Below are 20,617 nucleotides of genomic sequence, written 5' to 3' on the forward strand. Positions count from 1 at the left end.
CATAACGGCACACATCCGATGGGCGGCAACCGGCGCTTTGAGGGCACACAGCCCGGGCCGACCTCACGATCATGGAGTGTCTTGGGGCCGTCGACGGATCCGAAGACTCCAAGAACGTCTCTCCGACGCCGCCGACATCGCGGACGCGATGGACGGATCGATCACAGTGGTTCACGCGGTCGATCCCACCGCGTACGACGAGGGCGGAAGCGAACGGGTTATCTTCTTATCACGTACCTATCCCCTCCAGGACCTCCCTTGCCTCGGTATCGCGTGGCTTGCGCCGTACCCCTCGGCGGAAGCGATGGATAGCATTCGATCGGTGTGCAGTCGAACAGGAGTGGCTGCCCACAGCGTGTCTCGTCGTGTTCGTGTGGAGGTTGACCCCCGGATCTATAGTAGCCACTGAACGTCACTGCACACCCGATCGCACGAGGGCTATGCGATCGGTATGTAACTCGTTCCAGTTGTTACTAGAGGACGTCCATTCCGTGATCTTTGTCGTCGAACAGTTCGGCCATCGCCACGGTTTCGTTGTCGTTCACGTCGTCGACCATGCCGATCCCGTAGATCGAGACACCCCCGTTCCCGGGTACGGGGAACTGATCGACGGTTCTCGTCCTCGACCGATCACCGGTCTAGATACGCCATCGCCTCCTCATCGGATACTTGCTGAAAGTTTTCGTAGAACTGTCCGACACCCCTGAAGCCGGCAGGCGTCTCGAGACAGACGACTTCGTCAGCCTCCGCTTCCAGTTCGTCAATGGTGTCGGGCGGACCGACCGGCACTGCCAGGACGATCCGATCGGCGTCCGTTCCCTGGAGTTTCTCGAGACACGCCCTGACAGTCGATCCCGTCGCGACGCCGTCGTCGACGACGACAACGGTTTTCCCCGCCAAATCGGGCTCCGATCGATCGCCCCGGTAGCGCTCGGCCTTCTGACGCGCGTTTTCCGCTTCTACCTCGCGCTGTCGTTCGAAGTACTCCTCGTCGGCGCCAGTACCGCGGAACGCCGCCTCGTTTCGCCAGACGCTTCCATCGCTCGCGACGGCCCCGATCGCGTACTCCGGATTGCCCGGCGCGCCGATCTTCTTCGCAACGACGATGTCGAGTGACACTTCAAGCGCGTCGGCGACTGCTCGTCCGAGCGGAAGGCCGCCTCGAGGAATGGCCAGCGCGATATCCGCGTCGATCTCTCGCTCCAAGAGTGCCTCCGCGAGTTGTTCTCCCGCCTCTGTTCGGTCTGTGAATCGCCGGGATGTTGCCATGGTTCTGGGTCCGAGAACGTGACCGACTTATATAATACACGGGTGGTGATGTCGGCGTGACCGATCGATCGTCCGAGGCAGGACGGCCCCCTCCTCTAAAGCCCCTGCTAGTGTCAGAGGGGTATGGCACATCAGTCGGAAACGCTCGTGTCAATCCCCGCCGATGACGTAGAACTCGAGGGCATGCTCGAAATACCGGCGGATGCACCCGGTGTGGTCGTCTTCGCTCACGGGAGCGGGTCCAGTCGAAAGAGTCCGCGCAACAACTTCGTCGCGGACGTCATCCGCGATCGAGGCCTTGGGACCCTGTTGTTCGATCTGCTCACCGAAGCGGAGGATCAGTACCGTGAGAACAGGTTCGACATCCCGTTACTAACTGACCGTCTCGTCGCGGTCACCGAGTGGCTGTGGGATCGCGAGGACGTCCCCGACGTGAACATCGGGTACTTCGGCTCCAGTACGGGTGCTGCGTCCGCGCTTCGGGGCGTGGCGCGCCTGCAGGGCGATGTCGATGCGGTCGTCTCGCGCGGCGGCCGTGTCGACATGGCGTCCGAGGTACTCGACGAGGTTCGGGCACCGACCCTGTTCATCGTCGGTGGGAACGACACACAAGTACTCGACCTCAACCGTGAGGCCCTCGACCACCTCACCTGCGAGAAGGACCTCCACGTCGTCGAGGGGGCAGGGCATCTCTTCGAGGGAGAAGGACAACTCGAGGAAGTCGCCGACGTGGCAGCCGACTGGTTCGCCGAGCACCTGCAGTGAAAGATCGAATCAGCGTTCGCTCCCGTCCACGTCGATGACGTCGTGCTGATCGAAGTGGAGATGAAGTTCTTGCATCGACGTCACGACGTGATCGCAGTACTGCTCGACGACCGGTTCCGGTTCGAATCCGATGGCAGTTCCGGCGGCCCGAAGCATCGGGAGATCCGTGACCCCGCCACCGACCGCGATTGTCCGGTCGAGGCTGTCACCGGAGGTGACGGCGAGCTCCCCCAGTGGCTGATCTTTCGCGTCGTCCAGCACGGGGCCTTCAACGTCGCCCGTCAGCGCCCCGTTTTCCAATACGAGCCGATTCGCCACAAGGTGATCGACCGCGACCCCAGCTCGATCCAGCGTCGTCTCGACGCCCCGTTCGAAACCACCCGTGACGATCGCGACGACCACGTCGGATCGTCGCAGGTCCACGATCAACTCGGCGGCGCCGTCGCGCAACCGACATCGATCGAACGCGGATTCGATGCGGCGTTCCGGCATCCCCTCGAGCAGCGAGACACGCTCTCGAAGGCTGGTCTCGAAATCGGTCTCGTCACGGAGTCCCTGCTCGAGGAGGCCACGCATCTCGCTTGCGACGTCGTACTCTCTCCCGAGGAGGATACTCAGGTCTGATTGGGAGAGCGTGTCGTCGAAATCGAAGGCAACGAGTGTCATGGCTGCCTGTTCGTCGGCTGGTCCGATAATACCCCACCCGTCCACATCGCATCCGGCTGCGACCGTCGAGGCCGATCCAGCGCACTTCGTCGCACGTGGGTGCGTCGTTATGTCCGGAGATAATGACACTACATAGCTTAACATCGCTGGCTCTCAAACGGAGCTGTATGGATTTCGACGAATTCACCGGCACGGTTCAGCATCGACTCGAGTTCCCCGATACTGGCCGCGCAGTGTGAGCGATCCGGGCGACCCTCATGACACTTGGCCAGCGAATTCCAGAGGGGAACGCCAACGATCTCGCCGGGTCGCTCCCGCTCGAGATCAAGTGGTATCTAACCGGTGCCGTCCAGGAACACGGTCAGCGATTCGACTGGCAGGAGTTCGTCGAGCGCGTCAGCGAGATCGAAGAGATCGACCCGTCAGAGGCAGCGTACCATGCACGAGTCGTCGTCGACCTCATCGAAACTGCGGTCCCCCCGTCGGACTTCCAGCAACTCCGCAATCAGCTGCCCGAGAGCGAAGCCGACGAGAACTGGCGCAAGCTGTTCGAGGTAGTCGACGGTGGCGGCTGGGGCGACGCCCAGGAAGCACAGATCGGCGGCGGCCCACAGTTCGACGCGACGGGGCAAGCTACTATCGAGTCAGCGGACGAGGAGTCGACCGACGGCGAATCGGAATGAGCGACTACGCCGAACCGTCGCGGCAGGGCCGACGAGAGGCCACTCGTCGGCAGCCGCATCGCGGACTCACGCTGCCGAGCCGTCCGCCCGATCGACCAGTTCGAGAAGTGGACTGTACGCGTCAGGGAGTTGCTGGAGCGCGTCATCGAACTCCGCCGGCGGGACGGCGTCGGCGAGTGCCGCCATCACCGCCCGCACGTGGTCTCTCACCTCGCCGGTGTCGGTTTCGCCGTCGTCAGTGATCCGGTCGGCCAGCTCCGACTCATCACTTTCGGTCCGTTCCTGCTCGGCAACCCGGTCAACGAACTCGACGATATCGTAGTCCGTCGCCGGCGTTTCTGACGTTTCGAGGGCGGCTGCGAACGCGTCGGGCAGGTAGACGGCCAACTGTCTGGCCTCGCCGTGAGTGAGCCGCTCGCCGAGGACCCGCAGGGTCGCGATCGTCGTGTCTCGGGCCGCCGCCCGCGACTCGAGATCGGTGTGGCGGCGAACCGTCCCCAGGAACTCCTCGGGGTCGGCCATCCAGAAGAGGCGGTCGTACGCTGGGGGAAGCTGTGCGCGAGCGTCGTCCAACTCGGCGCCGACAGCCTCGGCGAGGGTGACGCCGACTGCTCGCACGAGGGTCGGCGGACTGTCGCCCTCGATATTCGCCCGGTCGTCCACTCGGGAGCGGAACTCGTCGAACGAGAAATCCCCCGGAACCTCTCCGTGCTCGCGCAACGCATCGGCGAGTGATTCCGGGAGCTGCACCGCCAAATCGTCGACTTCCCCCATCGTGAGTCGCTCGCCGAGCGTCTGCAGCGTTGCCATTGTCACCGATCGGGCGACTGCGTCTGACTCGAGGTTCGCCCGTCGACGAACGGTCGTGATGAATTCTTGATCGTCCATGTGTGAAATCACCGTCCTGTTCGGCTACCGACCACCGCGACACGATTAGTTCTAGCTGGTACCCACGGTGGGGATTCCTCGCGGTCGGCTCATGGCCGCGAGCGAAACGGAGGATCAGTAGCTCACAGCCCCCACGGATAGAGATCCGGGACGTGCGTTCGATCGGCGTGCTGGACGAGCGGATGGAGCGCACTCGTTTCGTCGAGGTGGATGAACGCGTCGTAGCGATCGGGAAGGACGGTCGGCACGTAGTTGCCGGATTCCCGGTCGGGATGGTAGACGACGCCGATCGCGCGATGCCCCCGGGGTTGGCTGAGTGCTGTATCGTCGTCGAGATCATCAGTCACCAAGAACTGATCGTGCCCACCGGCCCGATCGAAGACGTGCTCGTAGCTGCCCTGCCGTGCTGGTGGCACTGTCAGCTCTTCCATCGGCGCGTTCCACGACTCCGCGGCGATGACGGTCCCACGATACGTCCCCATGCCGATCAACGCCGTGTCCGACGGCCCCTCGTGTTGGCGGACGAGTTGACCGATGTTGAGCCGTCCGCGCTGTTCCATATCCGTCGCTCGAGCGTCGCCGACGTGGGTGTTGTGTGCCCAGACGATCCCCTTCGAATCCGGCCCGTAGTGACTCTGGAGGCGCTCGAGCGTCTCGACCATGTGTCGGTCTCGGATGTTCCACGAATCGGTGTTGCCGCGAGCCATCTCCCGGTAGTACTGTTCGGCGTTCTTCGCGACGAGTGCGTTCTGTTCGGCGTTGAAGTAGTCGTCCCGACCGTGGTCGTACGCCGGGGCTGCCTCCTGGAGCTGGGTCAACGTCTCGAGGACTTCGTCCTCGCAGGTTTCGGGGACCATTCTGAGCGCCTGGGCGTACTCCTGGGCGTCCTCGCCGTAGGGTTCGAAACACCGGTACGCCTCCCTCGCTTCGGCTGCGGCGTCCGGGTCCACGTCCTCGAGGTAGTCGACGACCGCTTCCAGGGACTCGAACAGGCTGTAGACGTCGAGCCCGTAGAAGCCGACCCGGTCGTCCTCGTCGCGGAGTTGGTTGTGGACCTCGAGCCAGTCGAGGAATTCGAGGACTTCCCAGTTCGCCCACATCCAGTTCGGCCACCGGTCGAAGGTTTCCAGAACCTCGCGGCCGGTTTCAGGGGACTCCGGGAGACCCTTGACGTATCGATTGGCCTCGTAGCAGTCCGTCCAGTCGCCCTCGACGGCGACGAACGAGAAGTCCCGCTCCTGGATGAGGCGAGCGGTCAGCCGCGAGCGCCAGCGGTAGAACTCCGAGGTCCCGTGGGAGGCCTCCCCGATCAGCACGTACGTTCGGTCACCGAATCGGTCGACCAGTCGGTCCAGATCATCGGGGTTGTCCAGGTCGTGGCCGACTGATCGAACGTCGGCAACGGCGGCTTCGGTTTCGGTGGGTTCGCGCCACGATGCTCTGTCTTGGATTTCGGTCATGTGTTCGTCCGAGTTCGGTCGGGTTCGCTCATTGAACAGTGCGTCCGTGTCCCGGCCGTGGCGCGCCACCGCAGGTGGTAACGATCGCCGATCTCCGTCGAGCGGTCCACGACGGGCGGCCCCCGAGCCACGGCGGGTGACTCGTCGGCAGTCATTCGTACTCGAGCCCCTGGAGTTCGTATCGATACGTTCGCGGTTCCGTTTTGACGACGAGATACTGCGTGTCGCCTGTTCGCTCGAGCCTGTCGAAATGAGAGCCGAGATTGCCCGGGTTCAGCGAGGGCGCGCCGTCCTGCAGTTCGAACCGAAGGACGGCCGTCCGTTGCCGGACGTCGTCTACTTGCTTCGCTTCGACCGCCAGCATATCACCCGTTTGTGAGATGTCGACCGTGCCGGTGAGCTCCCACGTGTGGTCGCCGTACTGTACTTCCGTTCCACCGAGTTCCAGCCACTCTGTTTCAACCATACGTAGTCGTATCACGAAGAGGTCAATTGTCTTTTCGTATGTCAGGTATCCAGGATTCTTCAGCGTTCTCGGTCAGGTTTCGGCCGTCTCGTCGCCTCACAACGATGGCTGTGAGCCGTTACCGTCGCAACCGCCGATCGCCGTACGGTTGCGTCGGAGCACGGTCACAGCCACATTATCACTCCCGACGCCGGGTGACCACGAGAACCCGACAACAACCGACGAACGGAGCCCCCGGCGCGACCGTTACTGCGCTTCGTCCTCACTTTCGGTCTCCTCGTCCGTCTCGTCTTTGCGGACCGTCGGCTGCTTCTGCTCGGGTCTATCCTCGAGTTCTGCCCGCTGTTCGTTTCGAGCAGTCGACTCGCCGTCGGTCGACTCCGAATCGCTGACGTCGGTCGGCTCGACCTCTGGGTCGGTTCGGCGCGGCTCGTCGGTCGGTTCGAGATCGACGTCCGGATCGACGGCTGCATCCGTCGGCTCCATATCCTCGTCCGGCTCGACGGCAGCGTCGGTCGGTTCCATGTCCTCGTCCTGCTCAGCGGTGAACTCGTCCGGCGTGACGGGATCTCCGTCGCTGCCGGCCAATTCGATCGGATCCGCCTCGAGGCCGCGATATCGTTCTCCGTCGACCGCCTGGTCCTCGATCGGCAGGTCGTCCTCGAGTCGGACGGCCTCCTCGGTGATCTCGCGGACGGAATCCAGGTCTAGCTGTCGCAGTCGCTCGGTGACAGCTGTCGAGTCGACGGCGTCGGCGCCCGGCTGAACGTAGGCGACAGTGCCGTCTACCGAAGCGATAACGCCGATCTCTTCCCCGTCGTCGCTCTCGACGGACTTGCCGACATCGTCAGCCGTAAACAGTGCACACATAACAGGGACTACCAGTAAGCAGGATAAGGCAGTGACGCCTGCACTCGTCAGGGACACGATGGCAGTGAGTCGTTATCGCCGCAACCGCCGACCGCCCGCGGTTGCGTCGGAACACAGTCAATCTCTTAGTATTTGCACGTCGAAAGAGACCTATGGATTCGCTCGACTCCGTCGCCGAGACGGTCCTTCGCCGACGATACCTCCGACGGGACGAGAACGGGAACGTCGTCGAGACGCCGGCAGGGATGTTCCGTCGTGTAGCGGAAACGCTCGCACAGGCCGAGGGACGGTTCGACGGGGACGTCGAGGCGACCGGACGGACGTTCTACGAGGCGATGACGGCCCTCGAGTTCCTCCCGAACTCACCGACACTGATGAACGCTGGGACGGAACTCGAGCAACTCGCCGCCTGCTTCGTGCTGCCGGTCGAGGACTCGCTGGAGTCGATCTTCACCGCGCTCAAGCAGGCCGCGCTCGTCCACCAGAGCGGCGGCGGCACCGGGTTCTCGTTTTCGAACCTCCGTCCCGAGGGAGACGTCGTCAAGAAGACGGGTGGAGTCGCCTCGGGGCCGGTGAGCTTTATGCGGATCTTCGACGCGGCCACCGAACAGATCAAGCAGGGCGGCCGTCGACGCGGGGCGAACATGGGCGTTCTCGACGCGTCCCACCCCGACGTCGAAATGTTCGTCACCGCCAAGGAAGGGACGGGCGCCTTCCGGAACTTCAACCTCTCGGTGGCGACGGACGCGATGTTCTGGGAGGCATACGACGCCGGCGAGCCCTACGACCTCGTCAATCCGCGGACGGACGAGGTCGTGGGACAGGCAGACCCCGACGACGTCCTCGACTTGGCCGCCGAAACAGCCTGGGAAACCGGCGATCCGGGGCTTCTCTTTCTCGACACGATCAACGAACACAACCCGACACCGCAGCTCGGTCGACTCGAGGCGACCAATCCCTGTGGCGAAGTCCCGCTGCTCCCCTACGAGGCGTGCGTCCTCGGCTCGATCAACCTCGCCCGACATACCGACGGCGAGGCAGTCGACTGGGACAAACTTCGCGAGACCGTCCACATGGGCGTCCGATTTCTGGACAACGCCATCGTGCTGTCCGACTTTCCGGTTTCCGAGATCGAGGAGATGATGACGGCGACCCGCAAGCTCGGACTGGGCGTGATGGGCTTTCACGATATGCTCGTCGATCTCCGGATTCCGTACTACTCCCGCGAGGCCGTCGAGTTCGCAGGCGAGCTGATGTCGTTCATCCACGACGAATCGTGGGCGGCGTCGAGGCAATTGGCAGATGAGCGCGGGCCGTTTCCGGCGTGGGAGGACTCTACCCGGGCGGAGCCGATGCGAAACGCGACGACCACGACCATCGCCCCCACGGGAACGATCTCGCTGATCGCAGGCTGCTCGGCCAGTATCGAACCGATCTACAACGTGGCCTACACGAAGCAGGTGATGGGGGGACTCGAGATCGTCAACGACCGGTTCGTCGATCTCGCGAAAGAACGCGGGTTCTACGCCGAGGAACTCATGGCAGAGCTCCACGATCGGACCTCGATCCAGAACGTCGAGGAGATCCCAGACGACGTGAAGCAGCTGTTTCACACGGCCCACGACGTGCCCGCCGATGGCCATCTCCGCGTTCAGGCCGCGTTTCAGGAACACGTCGACAACGCCGTGAGCAAGACGGTGAACCTGCCACGATCGGCGTCCGTTGAGGACGTCAAAGACGTCTTCCTCACTGCACGGGAGTTCGGGGTCAAGGGAATCACCGTCTTTCGGAGTGGGGCCAGATCCGAACAAGTGCTCGGCGAGACACCACTCCAGGAGGAGTGTGCAGGCGAATGTGACTACATCTCTCCCTGATGCGACGAACGAGTACCGGAGTGGCACTGAGCCTATCGACTGCGGGGTTGCCAGCGCGTCGGATGCGACGATCGAACGTTCGAGGCGTCCGCCCGTCGACGAACGGCTTCGGGCGATATCGGACGCTGTGAAGCATTTATATAGAGGGTCGTTGGAGTCAGTCCGGGGCAAGCCCCTGATCACAAGATGAGCATGGATAGAAACCCGCTTCGGAACCTCGAACGGCAGTTCGAACAACTTCGACAACAATTCGAAGAGATGGTAAACAGGTGGGACGGAGAACAGTTCGACGTCCCGCAAAGTGGTATCGCGACAGGCGGTATCGGCGTGGACCTTGCCGATCGCGGCGACAAGTTCATACTGACGGCCGACGTCCCGGGATTCGAGAGCGAAGACATCGACCTTCGGCTTTCGGACGAGACGTTGCACATCACCGCAGAGCACGAACAAGCAGAGCGGGAGGAAGGGGACGAGCGCTACATCAAGAGCGAACGCACGCGACGCATGCACCGGTCCATCCGGCTCCCGGAACCGGTCGACGAAGACGCCGTCGAAGCGAAATACGAGAACGGCGTCCTCACAATCACCCTTCCCAAGACTGAACCAGGCGAACTCGACGGCGAGACGATCGAGATCCGGACGGAGGAATCGGAGTGACGTTTCTGGTCTCGTACGACGAGTCATACCTCGCGGACGCGGCGTTGACACGCGCCACCGAGTACGCCGACGCGCTCGACGAGGACGTCGTCGCGGTCGCCGTCATTCCGGAAGACGACGAACGGTACGCTCGTGAGAAGAACTGGCTGGAGAAGGACGAGGAGTTCGACGTCCAGACGATTGCCAGTTTCATCCACGAACAGGTCGTCAATATCGCCCCCGAAGCGTCGTTCCGGTACGAGCGATCGCCTACGTCCGCTTCCAGCGGTATCGCGACAGAGCTTCAGCGGGTCGCCGACGACGAGCGGCCGTCGGTCGTCTTTCTCGGGAGCGACAACGCGGGCCAGATCGTGACACCGGTCACGAGCGTCGCGGGGAACGTCGCCGAAGACGCCACGTACGACGTTCATATCGTCAGATATTTCTCGCCGACGGCGGTCCAAGAGATCGAAGCGAGCGGCGACTATCCTGGCGAAACGAGATGAATTGCTCGCATCGCTTTCAGTTTTTTAGGCTCTGCGACTAACGCGGGGCACTGTCGGCGTTCTCGAAGAAGTCTGCTGTCCGCAGTCGAGCTAAAGGGAAGCCGGTGTTCTCGGCCCGTCTCGGTCTTTGCGGGGAAAGCGATAGCTGGTGGTGTTGAACGTGAGGGGAACGGATACTGGTGTACACGGCTGTGGTCCCCGTACCGAAAACAGGTCCCGATACGCGGTCGCTGCGGAGTTTTCACCCGGATAACAGGGATCGCTTCCCTGAAACGGTGGCGCTCGAGGTGGCGGAACGGTCGCTATCATTCCATCACACGGTCGTCGGCCTCAAGCAGTTCTTGGTACCGGTTTCGGATAGTGACCTCGTTGATTCGGCCGCGTCGCCCACGCCCGACTGGCTGACGTCCTCGTCGGTATCGAGCGTCGCCGCATGGACGGCTACGGCAGCGAATCCAACCGGACAGCAATCCGATTTTAACGTACTCGTTGCGAGATCAATACAATAGTACACTCTGTAATCATGTTCCAGCGGTTGCTGGATCCAGGTTTCTGGGACAATTTCTAAATAGGTGCGTTCTTTTGTGGCCCATCTCACATTTTGACGGCGGTCCAATTTCTATGTTTTCGTATCAAATAGAACGTCTCCAACGCCATATTTCTTGTCGCGTTCGTTCAGAAATCTCTGTAAGTACGGTCGTATGTACTGAGTAGGACCTACCGTGACGGACTTCGTTTGCTTTGGGATCGGCAGCAATGTACGGCCAGCAGCGCTGATGGTCTATCTGGACTACTATCTTATTTATCATGACCGGGTCCGACTATTTCTCGACTAATGGCTGGAGATCGGCCTTTTGTATCGGATTCTGAATCGCCAATCTCGGCCGTTTAATACTGAAACCCTCTAATATTTCATCGGTATACAAAAATGGTAATACTAGTCGATAGAGATAGACACCCAATCGTATCCGCTCGCGCGGTGTCGCTCCGCACACCACACGATCTACCTTGATACTGTGATATCACTGCTTGCATGGTCTATTTTTGCTATGAACAGTGTTTCGAGATTGTTGTCAACCGCATCAACGACCTCTTCTTTCGCATCCTAAAAGACCTTCGTAGGGGAGAACTTTGACTATTCGAGTCGATCCTGTACAATATAGTTCGATAAAATCGAACCCACCGGTCCACCGACTCGAGTGCCGTTGTCACGAGTTGCGCTTCCAACTCGTAGACTGTGAGCGCCTTCCCATCGTTGGCGTCGAGGAAGTCGACCTCCTCGTTCGTCGTGTCCGCAATGTCTCGGACGGCCTCGGCGGCGAGGTGATATGCTTGTTTCCGCGAACGGGCGTACTCTCCTCGGTTGTAGAACTTGAGTCCGATATGGTACTGTTTGCCTTCTTTAACGACGTATCCGTGGTGTCGAAGCGTCGTCAGGTGGGGTTGGACGCTACGCTTTGCCAGATCAAAGTGGTCGACGAGCTCTGCTAACGTCGCCCCGTCGAATGATTGAATTATTTGATTATCTGTAGTGACTGTTCTGTCGTCCGGACACGATCGGGGTCACTCCCAGTCATTAGTAGTAGCAAATGCGGCGATGAGATACAGTAGTTCGGAACAGCCAAACTGGTATCTGAGTATGAATCTAGTTTCATATATTCGAACTCGAGTTTCGATTCAAGATCCGATCCCCGAACTTCAGGGACGATATGATCCCGATTTGTCGTCTCGACGTCCGATCTCCGAGTAAATATGTAACGAAGTATGCTACTATTCACCTCTCGGTTACTATCGATGTGACCTGTACCGTCGCAACTGCGACATCGATTCACAGCCGTCACTCAACGAACCACTACGAAGGCTCGCTTTACGTTCGCAATACTGTAACGTCACCTGATGGAACCTCTCGAAGTTGCCACGGCGATGGAACATGCCCGCGTTCTATACGATCAAAACACGGCTCCCAGTTACGATCGAGACGATGTGCAATCCTGTTCGAATCTATCGAACTATTAATTCAATACATAGATGCATGTCGTCCATCAAAAATCAACCTAGTAAATGGCTGTCACTAGTTATACTCGACCTTGCTCGAGGATACTCCGCGGACAGACGCTGACTCGTAGCGATCAACTGAACGGGGGGTCCGAGACGACAACGCGGGATGTCGAACGATCCGTCGGACAATCGTTTGAGGCTTGCACGAACGCGAACCGGACGGAGAACGAAGCCGATGGAGCGGCCTAGATTTCGGTTACTCGCTCGTACTCGTCGGAGAGGGCTGCGGCGTCCTCCGGGAGCAATGCGACGAGCAGGTAGCCCGTATACTCGGTGAGGTAGTCTACGAGGGTTGCGATCCGCTCGGAGTCGATCGCTTCCAGCGAATCGAGTAGCATGAACGGGACGTCGTCGTACACCTCGTGTGCGAGATAGCCAGCGAGTGCAAAGATGAGTCCCGTTACTTCCCGTTCGCTCTCCGAGAGGTGATCGACAGTGTCCTCGTACGCCGCACCCGACGTGGAAGTGCGGATGACGTGCAGCTCGAAGACTGACTTCGTTACTTTCCGCCTGCCCTCACGCACATCGCGTTCGACGCGTTCGATCCAGATACGATCGAGATTCGCGTATCCGAGCATCTCCAAGACGGTGTCCATATGCTCGTTGAATTCCTCGACCGCGTTTTCCTCGATCTGCTCGATCTTCGTTCGAAGGTCCTCGATTTCGGCTTTGATCTCGTCGCGTTGGGCTTCGATGTCGTCCGCTTGGGCGATACGCTCTTCGATCTCTTCGATCCGACTCTCGACGCGCTCGAGGTCGTTTTCGAGTTTTCCGAGCTCGTATTCGATCTGGTTTGCCTCCTTGTGGAGGTCCAGAATGGCACTGTAGTCTTCGTTTTCTAACTCCTCTACCTCCGCTTCGACTGTCTCGATTTCGTCGGTGATCTCCTCGCGTCGCGTTTGCAGCTCGTCGATCGTGTTCTCGCTGCGCTCGATTTCCCGCTCCAGATCCGACAGGCGCCGTTCGATGCGGTCACGTTCCCGCTGGGACTGCTGGAGCGATTTCTTTTTCTCGTTTAGGTCGTCGATCTCGTCGTCCAACTCGTTTACGTCGTCGAATTTGGTCCGGCTGACCTGCCGTAACTGATCGATCGTCGATTCGATCTGCTGTTTTTCGACCTCGCTTCCACACGTCCAGCAGGTCACGTCGTCGCTCGGGAGCAACTGCTCGGTGACGTCTTCCGTCGAACCTCCGGAGAGCGTCTCGAGCGCACCCGTATCGGCGTCTTCGAGCATCTCCTCGTTGAATCCGATGACGCTCTGGAGTTCGCTGACCTCCGTCTCGAGAGTCTGCTTTTGCTCTCGGAGCCGGCTGATCTCCGACTCGATCTCCGAGATTTCGCCGACTGGCGCTTCGGGAAGGTCGGCTTGCTCGTCTTCGAGTTCCTGCTGTTCGCGGTTGAGCGCTTCGAGGCTCTCGCGTTCCGTCTCGAGATCGTAACGAATGTCGTCGAGTTGCTTTCGCTTCGAGCGCAGCTCGTCGAGTTTGTCCTCGAGGGCGGATTTCTCCTCGCGCGTTTCTTCGACATCGGCGTCGGCTTCCTGTAGCTCCGCTTCTTTCTCCGCGAGTTCGTCCTTCTTCGCTTCGATTTCCTGTGTGAGCTGCGTTCGCTTCTCCTCCAGCCCGGGGAGCTCACCTTTGAGATCGTCGATCTCGTCGAGTTCGCGTTCGAGGTCGCGGCGCTTCTCGACGAGGCGATCGATTTCGGAGTGAATGGCGTCAGTGTCGACCGGCCGCATGATGAGTTCCCGCAGGTCATCGCTCGCGGCAACGGCCCGACGAGCCTCGTTCGACTCGAGCAGGAAGGCGAACAGATCAGCGAGCGTTGGATCCTCGAGATACGGTTCTCCGTCGGAAACGATGGTACCGGACCGTCGGCTCAGCGTCCGGGTATACGTCTCGTCACCGAGCGTGAGTTCGACGGACGCTTCGTCCGCGTCACCTTTGATCGAGACGTTTTCGCTGCCGAGCGCCGCCATCACCGCCTGGAGGAACGACGTCCGGTTGGTCGCGTTCCGACCCTCGAGAATCGTCACTCCCGGAGAGAACTCGACCGTCGTCTCTTCGATTCCACCGATGTTCTCGGCGTGTATCGTTCCAGTCTCACGAATCATTCCGTGTTGTTCCATACGTTCATGTTCGGGCCGTTCGCTGATAAATTTTTACATAGCAGTAGGAAGGCGTTCGTCGTTTCGACACCAGCAGTTCCCGCTCAGCGGCGGAGACTCATCGCCAATACAGAACTTAACGTACTCCGGTAATGAAATATTTTTGAGTTATTTCGAGCGAAGCTAGTCTCACTGGAGCGGCCAACGAACACACTTTAGTATTCCTGGCCGAATAGGTCTTGATAATGGCTGATGCTTCGGATTCGAACGGCACCCCCAGATACAAAGTCGGAAAGGTAATCGATCGGTATTCGCTCGACGGGATGGGACGTGAACTCGAAGAATACTGGGTTGGCGACGGGAGAGACTCCTACAGCCTCCGTGAACTCGCAGAGTACTTCAACAAAGAAGTGCTTCGCAGTGCGCTCGCAGGAACGTCACAGCAACGCTTCAGCGGCGATATCGAGACGATCTATCGCGCCCTCACCGACGACGACGTGAGTCGGGGCGAGCAAACTCGCGTCCGGAAAACACTCGAGCGCGACGGCGTTGATGTCGAACAGATAGAGAACGACTTCGTCACGCACCAGGCAATCCACACGTACCTGACAAAAGGACGGGGTGTCGAAAAAGGGACCGAGACCGGTGATCGAATCGAGTCCGCTCGACAGACAATCAACGGGCTTCGCGGCCGGCTCATCGCCGTCGTAGAGACGACGCTCTCGAATCTCAGAGAGACGGACACGCTCACACTCGGTTCATTCGATATCTTCGTCGAGATTAACGTCCACTGCACTGACTGTGGGACCCACAAGAACCTCACTGAACTGCTTAGTGATGGGGGGTGTGAGTGTGACACTGAGGAATAAGCGCTCACCCTGCTGATCCCAGGGTCCGTTAGTAGCTGTCTTGTGGTCGGTACCGACCTCGTTCAGGACATCTGGATTACAAAGATAGGTGTGTAATGGGTGGTGCTCGCGGGTAAATATCGTTCGTCGAAACTGTTCCCGACTGTTCATTCCTGATGAATGGTGTGTGGTTACACACTAACATAGTTCATATTGGGTACGTCTCTCAATCGCAAGTGATCCCACTAGACGCACTCTCGAGCCCATCTGGAGAGCAACGTGGCCTCTTCTCCAGGGATCGTCCGCCGGATCCGTTCGAGTAAATCGAATGAAGGAGACGTTTGTAACACTCTCTCCACAGGATCTCGGTTCCGTCTCGTGATTTCTGTTCTCTGTTGTTCCGTACTAGTTGTGAGAGAAGACAGTTATGATTGTATATCGCTGGAATCTCGCCTACCTGAACGCGTCGGACAAGGTATGTCGATGTGATTCCCGGTAGATTCAACGACAATGAACAACATTATTGGTATCGAGTCCGTTTTCCGTTTTATGGGAAAGAACAACACGGTCAGCTCGGACGAACGGATGCTCGATATCATGGAAGCACTCAAAGAGCACACGTCCGCCGGCGTAACGGAGCTCGCCGACGCAGTGAGTATGCCAAAGAGCACCGTACACGTTCACCTCTCGACGCTCAAGGACCGAGGCTACGTCGTCCAGAACGACTCGCAGGAGTACCGTCTCAGCCTCAAGGTGCTCGATATGGGAATGATGGTTCAGGAGACCCAGGAGATGTACGACGAGGTGCTTCCGAAACTCGACGAACTCGCCGACGAGACGGACGAGAAAGCCTGGTGGACCGTCGAAGAAAACGGGAAGGCCGTGTTCATCGCCAAGTCCGTGGGAAAACACGGCATTCAAACCAACGCTCGGATCGGACATCACATCGAACTGTATCAGCTAGCGGCAGGAAAGGCGATCCTCGCGAACCTGCCAGCAACTCGACGGGCGGAGATCCTGGATAGCTACGACTACCCGCTCGGCAACGGAAAAACCCGCGCGGACCTCGAGGCTGAACTCGAGGAGATCCGGGACCGGGGCGTCGCGTACGGCTCCGAGCAGTTCCTGCAGGGCGTCTCCGGTGTCGGCGCCCCGATCACGGACAATGCCGGGAACTCCTACGGAGCGATCAGCATCTCGGGTCCATCTAACCGCCTCGACAGCGACCGTGTCGAAAACGAACTCGCAAACCTCGTCCGGGGTATCGCGGGCGAACTCCGCGTCAATCTCTCGTACCGTTAGTTCTACTTACTCGAACGGGCACCGAAGGCGGATTCGTTCCTTTCACTATCCCTCCCCAGCGATAGCGGCAATTATTCGCTTCGAGTGACGTTCTATTCTCTCGAATACTGGGTGCCGTGTGTTATCGAAGTTGTCACTGGCGACGGATCGCTGGTAAGCGGACGGACCTGCTATGCCGTCTCCGCTTCGCTGCAGATGAGAACCGGTCGGTCGGTGTTCAGCACGACCGACTGGGTCACACTCCCGAACAGCATCTTGCCCGCAGGGGATCGATTACGCCCGGCGACACAGATCGCATCGGCGTCGAGTTCCTCGGCGGTTTCGAGAATCGACTCTGCCGGGTCGCCGCTCCCCTCTCGCAGTTCGACCGTCACGCCTGCGTCTTCGAGGTGTTCCTGTGCTCGTTTTACGGCGTCGACCTGTGTGACGGACGCACCTTCCGGATTGTCAACGAAGTCATGGAGCAGGTACGCACGGATGTTGTCGATGTCGAACAGGTCGATAACAGTCTCGGCCTGGGCGGCTGCACGTTCGACGTTTTGATCGATACCGAGTACGATCTCTTTCATGAACACGTATTCGCAGACGGCTCTAAAATAAGTACCGCCCGTCTCGCAGCACGAGGGCGTCGAGATATCGGATCGACGTGATCGACCCGGTCTCGGCGACTGGCGGTCCGAACAGTATCGCTGGAGCGAGCCGCTAGTCGGCCAGCCCGACGCCGAGGTGCTCGTCGAGTACCGCGTCGTTCTCACTGACGTCCTCGGACGGTCCTTCGTGGACGATGTGGCCCTTCTCGAGGATGTACGTGTAGTCGGACACCCCGAGTGCGACTGGGATGTTCTGCTCGACGACCAGGACGGTGATCCCCTGATCGTTGAGATCTTCGATGATATCCTCGATCTGTCTGACGATGTACGGTGCGAGCCCTTCGGTCGGCTCGTCGAGCAGGAGCAGGTCGGGATCGGCGATCAGTGCACGCGCGATGGCGACCATCTGCTGTTCGCCACCGGAGAGCACCGATCCGTAACTGTCCTCGCGCTCCTGGAGGTTCTCGAACATGTTGATCACTTCGTCGACCGACGGCCCGTCGCTCGCGTCGACACCCATATGGCCCATCTCGATGTTCTCACGGACCGTCAGACCGGGGAACACCCTGCGTCCCTCCGGGACGAACGCGATCCCCTTCCTGATGGTTGACTCGGTCTCGAGGGTCGTGATATCGTCGCCGTTGAATTGGATCGAGCCGCCGGTCGGGGTGAGGTTGCCGACGATCGATCGAAGCGTCGTCGTCTTGCCGACGCCGTTGCGGCCGACGAGCGAGACGACCGAGCCCCGCTCGACCTCGAGCGAGAGCCCCTGTAGCACCTCGGTCATATCATAGCCGGCACGCAAGTCCTGTATCGACAGTAGTGGATCACTCATCGCGAGCACCTCCGAGGTACGCGTCGCGGACGTCCTCGTTGTCCGCGATCTCCTCCGGTGTCCCGCTCGCGAGCTCCTGCCCGCGAGTCAGGACGGTGATCCGGTCGGAGACACGCATGACGAGATCGATATCGTGTTCGATAAGCATCAGCGACTGGTCCGAGAGGACGTCACTGATGAGTTCCATCGTTTCGTGCGTTTCCTCGCTACTCATCCCTGCGGTCGGTTCGTCGAGCATCACTAGTTCTGGGTCTGTCGCGAGCACGAGACCGATTTCCAGACGGCGCTGATCACCGTATGCGAGCGTGTCTGCGTGCTCGTCTGCACGGTCACGAAGGCCGATCTTGTCGAGGATTTCGGTGGTCCGATCGGTCAATTCATCGAACGAGTCCTTGTCGCGGAACATCGCCTCTCGACGACTGATTTCGTCGCCGTACATCGCTTGTGCGGCGAGTCGGACGTTCTCGCGGACGGTGAGACCGCCGAACACGTTGGTGATCTGAAACGAGCGGCCGACGCCGTGGTGGACGCGCTCGTGTGGCGGCATGTTCGTGATGTCCGTGCCGTTGAAGCGTACGGTCCCTTCGGAAGGGATGAGCGCGCCAGTGATGAGATTGAACGTGGTCGTCTTGCCGGCGCCGTTCGGGCCGATGACGCTCCGGAACTCGCCTTTCTCGACCTCGAGGTCGACGTGGTCGACGGCGGTGAGTTCACCGAAGCGTTTCGTCAGTCCGTTCGTTTCGAGTACCGTCTCAGTCATGCGTGTTCACCTCCGATTCGTCGAACCCGACTGACGGGCTGTCGCTTTCCGTACTCTGGCGACGCTGAACGAGCAGCGACGGGATCGATACGAGCCCACGTGGGACGAACAACACGAACAGCACGAAGATGGTCCCGATCACCAGTCGCCACTGCTCGGTGTACGACGAGAGGATGTCCTCGGCACCGATGAAGACGCCGGCACCGATCATCGGTCCGAAGAGCGTCCCCATACCGCCCAGGAGCGTCATCACGATGACCTCACCGGAGTGAATCCACGCGAGGGTCTGATCCGGCGAGATGATGAACGTACTCGGCTTGACAGCCAGGAGACCGCCGGCCATTCCGGCCATCCCACCGCTGATGACGAACGCGCGGCGTTTGTACTTCGTCACGTCGTAGCCGATGAACTTGGCGCGTTCCTCGGCTTCGCTGATGGACTGGAGAACGCTCCCGAACGGCGCGTTCATGAACCGACGGGCGAACAGGAGCGATGCGACCGCCAGAATCAGCGCGGTGTAGTAGAAGATGATGTTCGGCGTGATCTCGAACCCGGCGATCAGCAGATCGATGTCACCGAGTTCGGCACCGATACCGGCGATTCCGAAGAACGTGTCCCAGCCGAGCAACCCGTCGCTGCCCCCGGTGAACTGGAACTTGAATACTGCGTTGTAGAACAACTCGGCGAACGCCAGCGTGATCATCGCGAAGTAGACGCCGGAGACCCGAATCGAGAGACTACCGACGATCCACGCGATGAGCGCACAGATGACGATCGCACCGAGGAGCGCGATGACGAACGACGACGTGTAGTGGATCATCACCAGCGCGGCCACGTACGCGCCGACGCCGTAGAACATCGTGTGGCCAAGCGGGACGAGGCCGGTGTAACCCATGACGATGTCCAGACTCAGCGCGAAGATGGCCATGATGAGAACGCGATTGAGGAGGATGATGTAGTAATCGCTGCCGGTCAGGAGGATGGCGAAGGGGGCAATGGCCAGCAGGCCGACCACTGCCGCCCCGAGCTTCATCCGGACACTGTCGGTGAACACGCCGCCGCCGGCACCGGTCAGGAGGTCGCCCTCTTCACCGCCTTCGTCTTGGAACTCCGGATTCCCGAACAGGCCCTGTGGCTTGATTAGCAAGACGGCAATCATCAACAGGAAGATAGTGAGCCCTTCCAGGTCCGGCAGTGAGAGAGTGATACCGGCGATCTCGCCGAACTCCGCGCCGCCGTACGTCCGCGTCATCGTGCGGATAACACCCACGAGGAGGCCACCGAAGACGGCACCGCGGAAACTCCCGAGTCCGCCGAGCACGACGATGATGAACGCGGGGATGATGACGCTGTTCCCCATCCCGGTACTGACGCTCTGGTAGCCGCCGAGAACGATCCCGCCGACGGCCGCGAGCGCGGCACCGAGACCGAACACGAGCGTATAGTACTTGTCGATATCGATACCGACGTTGCGGACCATCTGTCTGTCCTGTGAGCCGGCTCTGACGATCATCCCGTACTTGGTCCGTTCCAAGAACAGGTAGATCCCGAGCGCAAGCGCCCCCGCGAAGAGGATCATGAAGTAATTGTACAGGGACACCTGAATGCCCGCGACGCCGACCGGCTGGCTGAGATATCCCGGAACTCCGAGATTTCGCTGTTGGGTCCCCCAGACCAACTTGATCAGGTCGTTGATGATGAGAACGAGCCCGAAGGTAAGGAGGATGTGGTACAAGGGATTCCGGCCGTACAGCGGTCGGATGGTGAAGCGTTCGATGGCGACACCGACGACACCGACCAGCAGCGGTGCGACGACCAGTGCCGTCCAGAACCCGAGTCCGACCCCGAGCGTGCCAGTGATACTGATTGCGAAATACGCACCGAGGGCGAACAGTTCCCCGTGTGAGAAGTTAATGACGTCCATGACCCCGAAGATGATGGACAGTCCCGCAGCTAACAGGACGTACACCATCCCGAGGGTGACGCCGTTGATCAGTTGTTCGATTAGGTCTGCTACGAATGTCATTGTCACT

At 59.9% G+C, this 20,617-nt stretch carries 18 protein-coding genes and 2 pseudogenes; 8 read left to right on the forward strand and 12 right to left on the reverse strand.

Going from position 1 to position 20,617, the window contains the following annotated elements; translation table 11 throughout:
* Positions 1-71: 71 nt before the first annotated feature.
* Positions 72-220, forward strand: a pseudogene (locus ACFR99_RS03580) (universal stress protein); the annotation flags it as partial.
* Positions 221-630: 410 nt separating this feature from the next.
* On the opposite strand, the gene ACFR99_RS03585 reads toward ACFR99_RS03580, so the two are convergent.
* Positions 631-1,269, reverse strand: coding sequence for a phosphoribosyltransferase (locus tag ACFR99_RS03585; protein WP_390284452.1), 639 nt, complete (start codon positions 1,267-1,269; stop codon positions 631-633).
* Positions 1,270-1,392: 123 nt separating this feature from the next.
* On the opposite strand from ACFR99_RS03585, the gene ACFR99_RS03590 reads away from it, so the two are divergent.
* Complete coding sequence (locus ACFR99_RS03590) at positions 1,393-2,034, forward strand: dienelactone hydrolase family protein (protein WP_390284454.1); 642 nt, start codon at positions 1,393-1,395, stop codon at positions 2,032-2,034.
* Between the two features lie 9 nt (positions 2,035-2,043).
* Here the strand turns inward: ACFR99_RS03590 and ACFR99_RS03595 are convergent, their stop codons facing one another.
* On the reverse strand, positions 2,044-2,700 hold the full coding sequence (locus ACFR99_RS03595; RefSeq protein WP_390284456.1) for an HAD family hydrolase: 657 nt from the start codon (positions 2,698-2,700) through the stop codon (positions 2,044-2,046).
* A 167-nt stretch (positions 2,701-2,867) separates the two neighbouring features.
* Between ACFR99_RS03595 and ACFR99_RS03600 the strand changes: the two are divergent.
* Positions 2,868-3,383 (forward strand): annotated as a pseudogene (locus ACFR99_RS03600) (DUF2267 domain-containing protein).
* Between the two features lie 66 nt (positions 3,384-3,449).
* On the opposite strand, the gene ACFR99_RS03605 reads toward ACFR99_RS03600, so the two are convergent.
* The 4 genes from ACFR99_RS03605 to ACFR99_RS03620 all read right to left on the reverse strand — a co-directional run bounded on the left by ACFR99_RS03605 (position 3,450) and on the right by ACFR99_RS03620 (position 7,067).
* Entirely contained in the window at positions 3,450-4,271 is an 822-nt protein-coding gene (locus ACFR99_RS03605) for a DUF2267 domain-containing protein (RefSeq protein WP_390284458.1), read from the reverse strand.
* Between the two features lie 122 nt (positions 4,272-4,393).
* On the reverse strand, positions 4,394-5,731 hold the full coding sequence (locus ACFR99_RS03610; RefSeq protein WP_390284460.1) for an erythromycin esterase family protein: 1,338 nt from the start codon (positions 5,729-5,731) through the stop codon (positions 4,394-4,396).
* 151 nt (positions 5,732-5,882) lie between these two features.
* Positions 5,883-6,197: a hypothetical protein gene (locus ACFR99_RS03615; protein ID WP_390284462.1), complete on the reverse strand. Its 315-nt coding sequence runs from the start codon at positions 6,195-6,197 to the stop codon at positions 5,883-5,885.
* Between the two features lie 246 nt (positions 6,198-6,443).
* Positions 6,444-7,067, reverse strand: a complete 624-nt coding sequence (locus tag ACFR99_RS03620; RefSeq protein WP_390284464.1) for a hypothetical protein — start codon at positions 7,065-7,067, stop codon at positions 6,444-6,446.
* A gap of 152 nt (positions 7,068-7,219) precedes the next feature.
* On the opposite strand from ACFR99_RS03620, the gene ACFR99_RS03625 reads away from it, so the two are divergent.
* The 3 genes from ACFR99_RS03625 (at position 7,220) to ACFR99_RS03635 (ending at position 10,083) form a co-directional block, all read left to right on the forward strand.
* On the forward strand, positions 7,220-8,941 hold the full coding sequence (locus tag ACFR99_RS03625; RefSeq protein ID WP_390284466.1) for an adenosylcobalamin-dependent ribonucleoside-diphosphate reductase: 1,722 nt from the start codon (positions 7,220-7,222) through the stop codon (positions 8,939-8,941).
* 186 nt (positions 8,942-9,127) lie between these two features.
* Positions 9,128-9,598: an Hsp20/alpha crystallin family protein gene (locus tag ACFR99_RS03630; RefSeq protein WP_390284468.1), complete on the forward strand. Its 471-nt coding sequence runs from the start codon at positions 9,128-9,130 to the stop codon at positions 9,596-9,598.
* The gene (locus ACFR99_RS03635; protein ID WP_390284470.1) at positions 9,595-10,083 is read left to right on the forward strand and encodes a universal stress protein; all 489 of its coding nucleotides are present in this window, start codon (positions 9,595-9,597) and stop codon (positions 10,081-10,083) included. Before ACFR99_RS03630 ends, ACFR99_RS03635 begins: the two co-directional genes overlap by 4 nt.
* 1,047 nt (positions 10,084-11,130) lie before the next feature.
* On the opposite strand, the gene ACFR99_RS03640 is transcribed toward ACFR99_RS03635, so the two are convergent.
* Both ACFR99_RS03640 and ACFR99_RS03645 read right to left on the reverse strand, forming a co-directional pair.
* Positions 11,131-11,601 carry a helix-turn-helix domain-containing protein gene (locus tag ACFR99_RS03640; protein WP_390284571.1) on the reverse strand — a complete coding sequence of 157 codons (471 nt, stop codon included), beginning with the start codon at positions 11,599-11,601 and terminating at the stop codon, positions 11,131-11,133.
* A 725-nt stretch (positions 11,602-12,326) separates the two neighbouring features.
* A complete protein-coding gene (locus ACFR99_RS03645; RefSeq protein ID WP_390284472.1) occupies positions 12,327-14,270 on the reverse strand; it encodes an archaea-specific SMC-related protein in 1,944 nt (647 codons plus the stop codon).
* A gap of 224 nt (positions 14,271-14,494) precedes the next feature.
* On the opposite strand from ACFR99_RS03645, the gene rdfA reads away from it, so the two are divergent.
* Positions 14,495-15,118 (forward strand): rod-determining factor RdfA, encoded by a 624-nt coding sequence (gene rdfA / locus ACFR99_RS03650; protein ID WP_390284474.1) that lies wholly within the window; start codon positions 14,495-14,497, stop codon positions 15,116-15,118.
* Between the two features lie 528 nt (positions 15,119-15,646).
* The gene (locus ACFR99_RS03655; protein ID WP_390284476.1) at positions 15,647-16,399 is read left to right on the forward strand and encodes an IclR family transcriptional regulator; all 753 of its coding nucleotides are present in this window, start codon (positions 15,647-15,649) and stop codon (positions 16,397-16,399) included.
* A 170-nt stretch (positions 16,400-16,569) separates the two neighbouring features.
* Here ACFR99_RS03655 and ACFR99_RS03660 read toward each other — a convergent pair whose 3' ends face one another.
* The 4 genes from ACFR99_RS03660 to ACFR99_RS03675 form a co-directional block, all read right to left on the reverse strand.
* Complete coding sequence (locus ACFR99_RS03660) at positions 16,570-16,968, reverse strand: universal stress protein (protein ID WP_390284478.1); 399 nt, start codon at positions 16,966-16,968, stop codon at positions 16,570-16,572.
* Positions 16,969-17,101: 133 nt separating this feature from the next.
* Positions 17,102-17,824, reverse strand: a complete 723-nt coding sequence (locus ACFR99_RS03665) for an ABC transporter ATP-binding protein (protein WP_390284480.1) — start codon at positions 17,822-17,824, stop codon at positions 17,102-17,104.
* Positions 17,817-18,584, reverse strand: a complete 768-nt coding sequence (locus ACFR99_RS03670; protein WP_390284482.1) for an ABC transporter ATP-binding protein — start codon at positions 18,582-18,584, stop codon at positions 17,817-17,819. Before ACFR99_RS03670 ends, ACFR99_RS03665 begins: the two co-directional genes overlap by 8 nt.
* Complete coding sequence (locus tag ACFR99_RS03675; protein ID WP_390284484.1) at positions 18,577-20,610, reverse strand: ABC transporter permease; 2,034 nt, start codon at positions 20,608-20,610, stop codon at positions 18,577-18,579. The genes ACFR99_RS03670 and ACFR99_RS03675 overlap by 8 nt, the downstream gene beginning before the upstream one ends.
* Between the last annotated feature and the right edge of the window lie 7 nt (positions 20,611-20,617).

This window comes from Haloarchaeobius amylolyticus (assembly GCF_042678045.1).
Classification (GTDB): domain Archaea; phylum Halobacteriota; class Halobacteria; order Halobacteriales; family Natrialbaceae; genus Natrinema; species Natrinema amylolyticus_A.

Coding starts and splice junctions, on each gene's coding strand:
- ACFR99_RS03615 (WP_390284462.1), bottom strand. CDS start 6,197: ATGGTTGAAACAGAGTGGCTGGAACTCGGTGGAACGGAAGTACAGTAC.
- ACFR99_RS03585 (WP_390284452.1), bottom strand. CDS start 1,269: ATGGCAACATCCCGGCGATTCACAGACCGAACAGAGGCGGGAGAACAA.
- rdfA (WP_390284474.1), top strand. CDS start 14,495: ATGGCTGATGCTTCGGATTCGAACGGCACCCCCAGATACAAAGTCGGA.
- ACFR99_RS03665 (WP_390284480.1), bottom strand. CDS start 17,824: ATGAGTGATCCACTACTGTCGATACAGGACTTGCGTGCCGGCTATGAT.
- ACFR99_RS03625 (WP_390284466.1), top strand. CDS start 7,220: ATGGATTCGCTCGACTCCGTCGCCGAGACGGTCCTTCGCCGACGATAC.
- ACFR99_RS03675 (WP_390284484.1), bottom strand. CDS start 20,610: ATGACATTCGTAGCAGACCTAATCGAACAACTGATCAACGGCGTCACC.
- ACFR99_RS03645 (WP_390284472.1), bottom strand. CDS start 14,270: ATGGAACAACACGGAATGATTCGTGAGACTGGAACGATACACGCCGAG.
- ACFR99_RS03610 (WP_390284460.1), bottom strand. CDS start 5,731: ATGACCGAAATCCAAGACAGAGCATCGTGGCGCGAACCCACCGAAACC.
- ACFR99_RS03590 (WP_390284454.1), top strand. CDS start 1,393: ATGGCACATCAGTCGGAAACGCTCGTGTCAATCCCCGCCGATGACGTA.
- ACFR99_RS03670 (WP_390284482.1), bottom strand. CDS start 18,584: ATGACTGAGACGGTACTCGAAACGAACGGACTGACGAAACGCTTCGGT.
- ACFR99_RS03595 (WP_390284456.1), bottom strand. CDS start 2,700: ATGACACTCGTTGCCTTCGATTTCGACGACACGCTCTCCCAATCAGAC.
- ACFR99_RS03655 (WP_390284476.1), top strand. CDS start 15,647: ATGGGAAAGAACAACACGGTCAGCTCGGACGAACGGATGCTCGATATC.
- ACFR99_RS03605 (WP_390284458.1), bottom strand. CDS start 4,271: ATGGACGATCAAGAATTCATCACGACCGTTCGTCGACGGGCGAACCTC.
- ACFR99_RS03630 (WP_390284468.1), top strand. CDS start 9,128: ATGAGCATGGATAGAAACCCGCTTCGGAACCTCGAACGGCAGTTCGAA.
- ACFR99_RS03620 (WP_390284464.1), bottom strand. CDS start 7,067: ATGTGTGCACTGTTTACGGCTGACGATGTCGGCAAGTCCGTCGAGAGC.
- ACFR99_RS03660 (WP_390284478.1), bottom strand. CDS start 16,968: ATGAAAGAGATCGTACTCGGTATCGATCAAAACGTCGAACGTGCAGCC.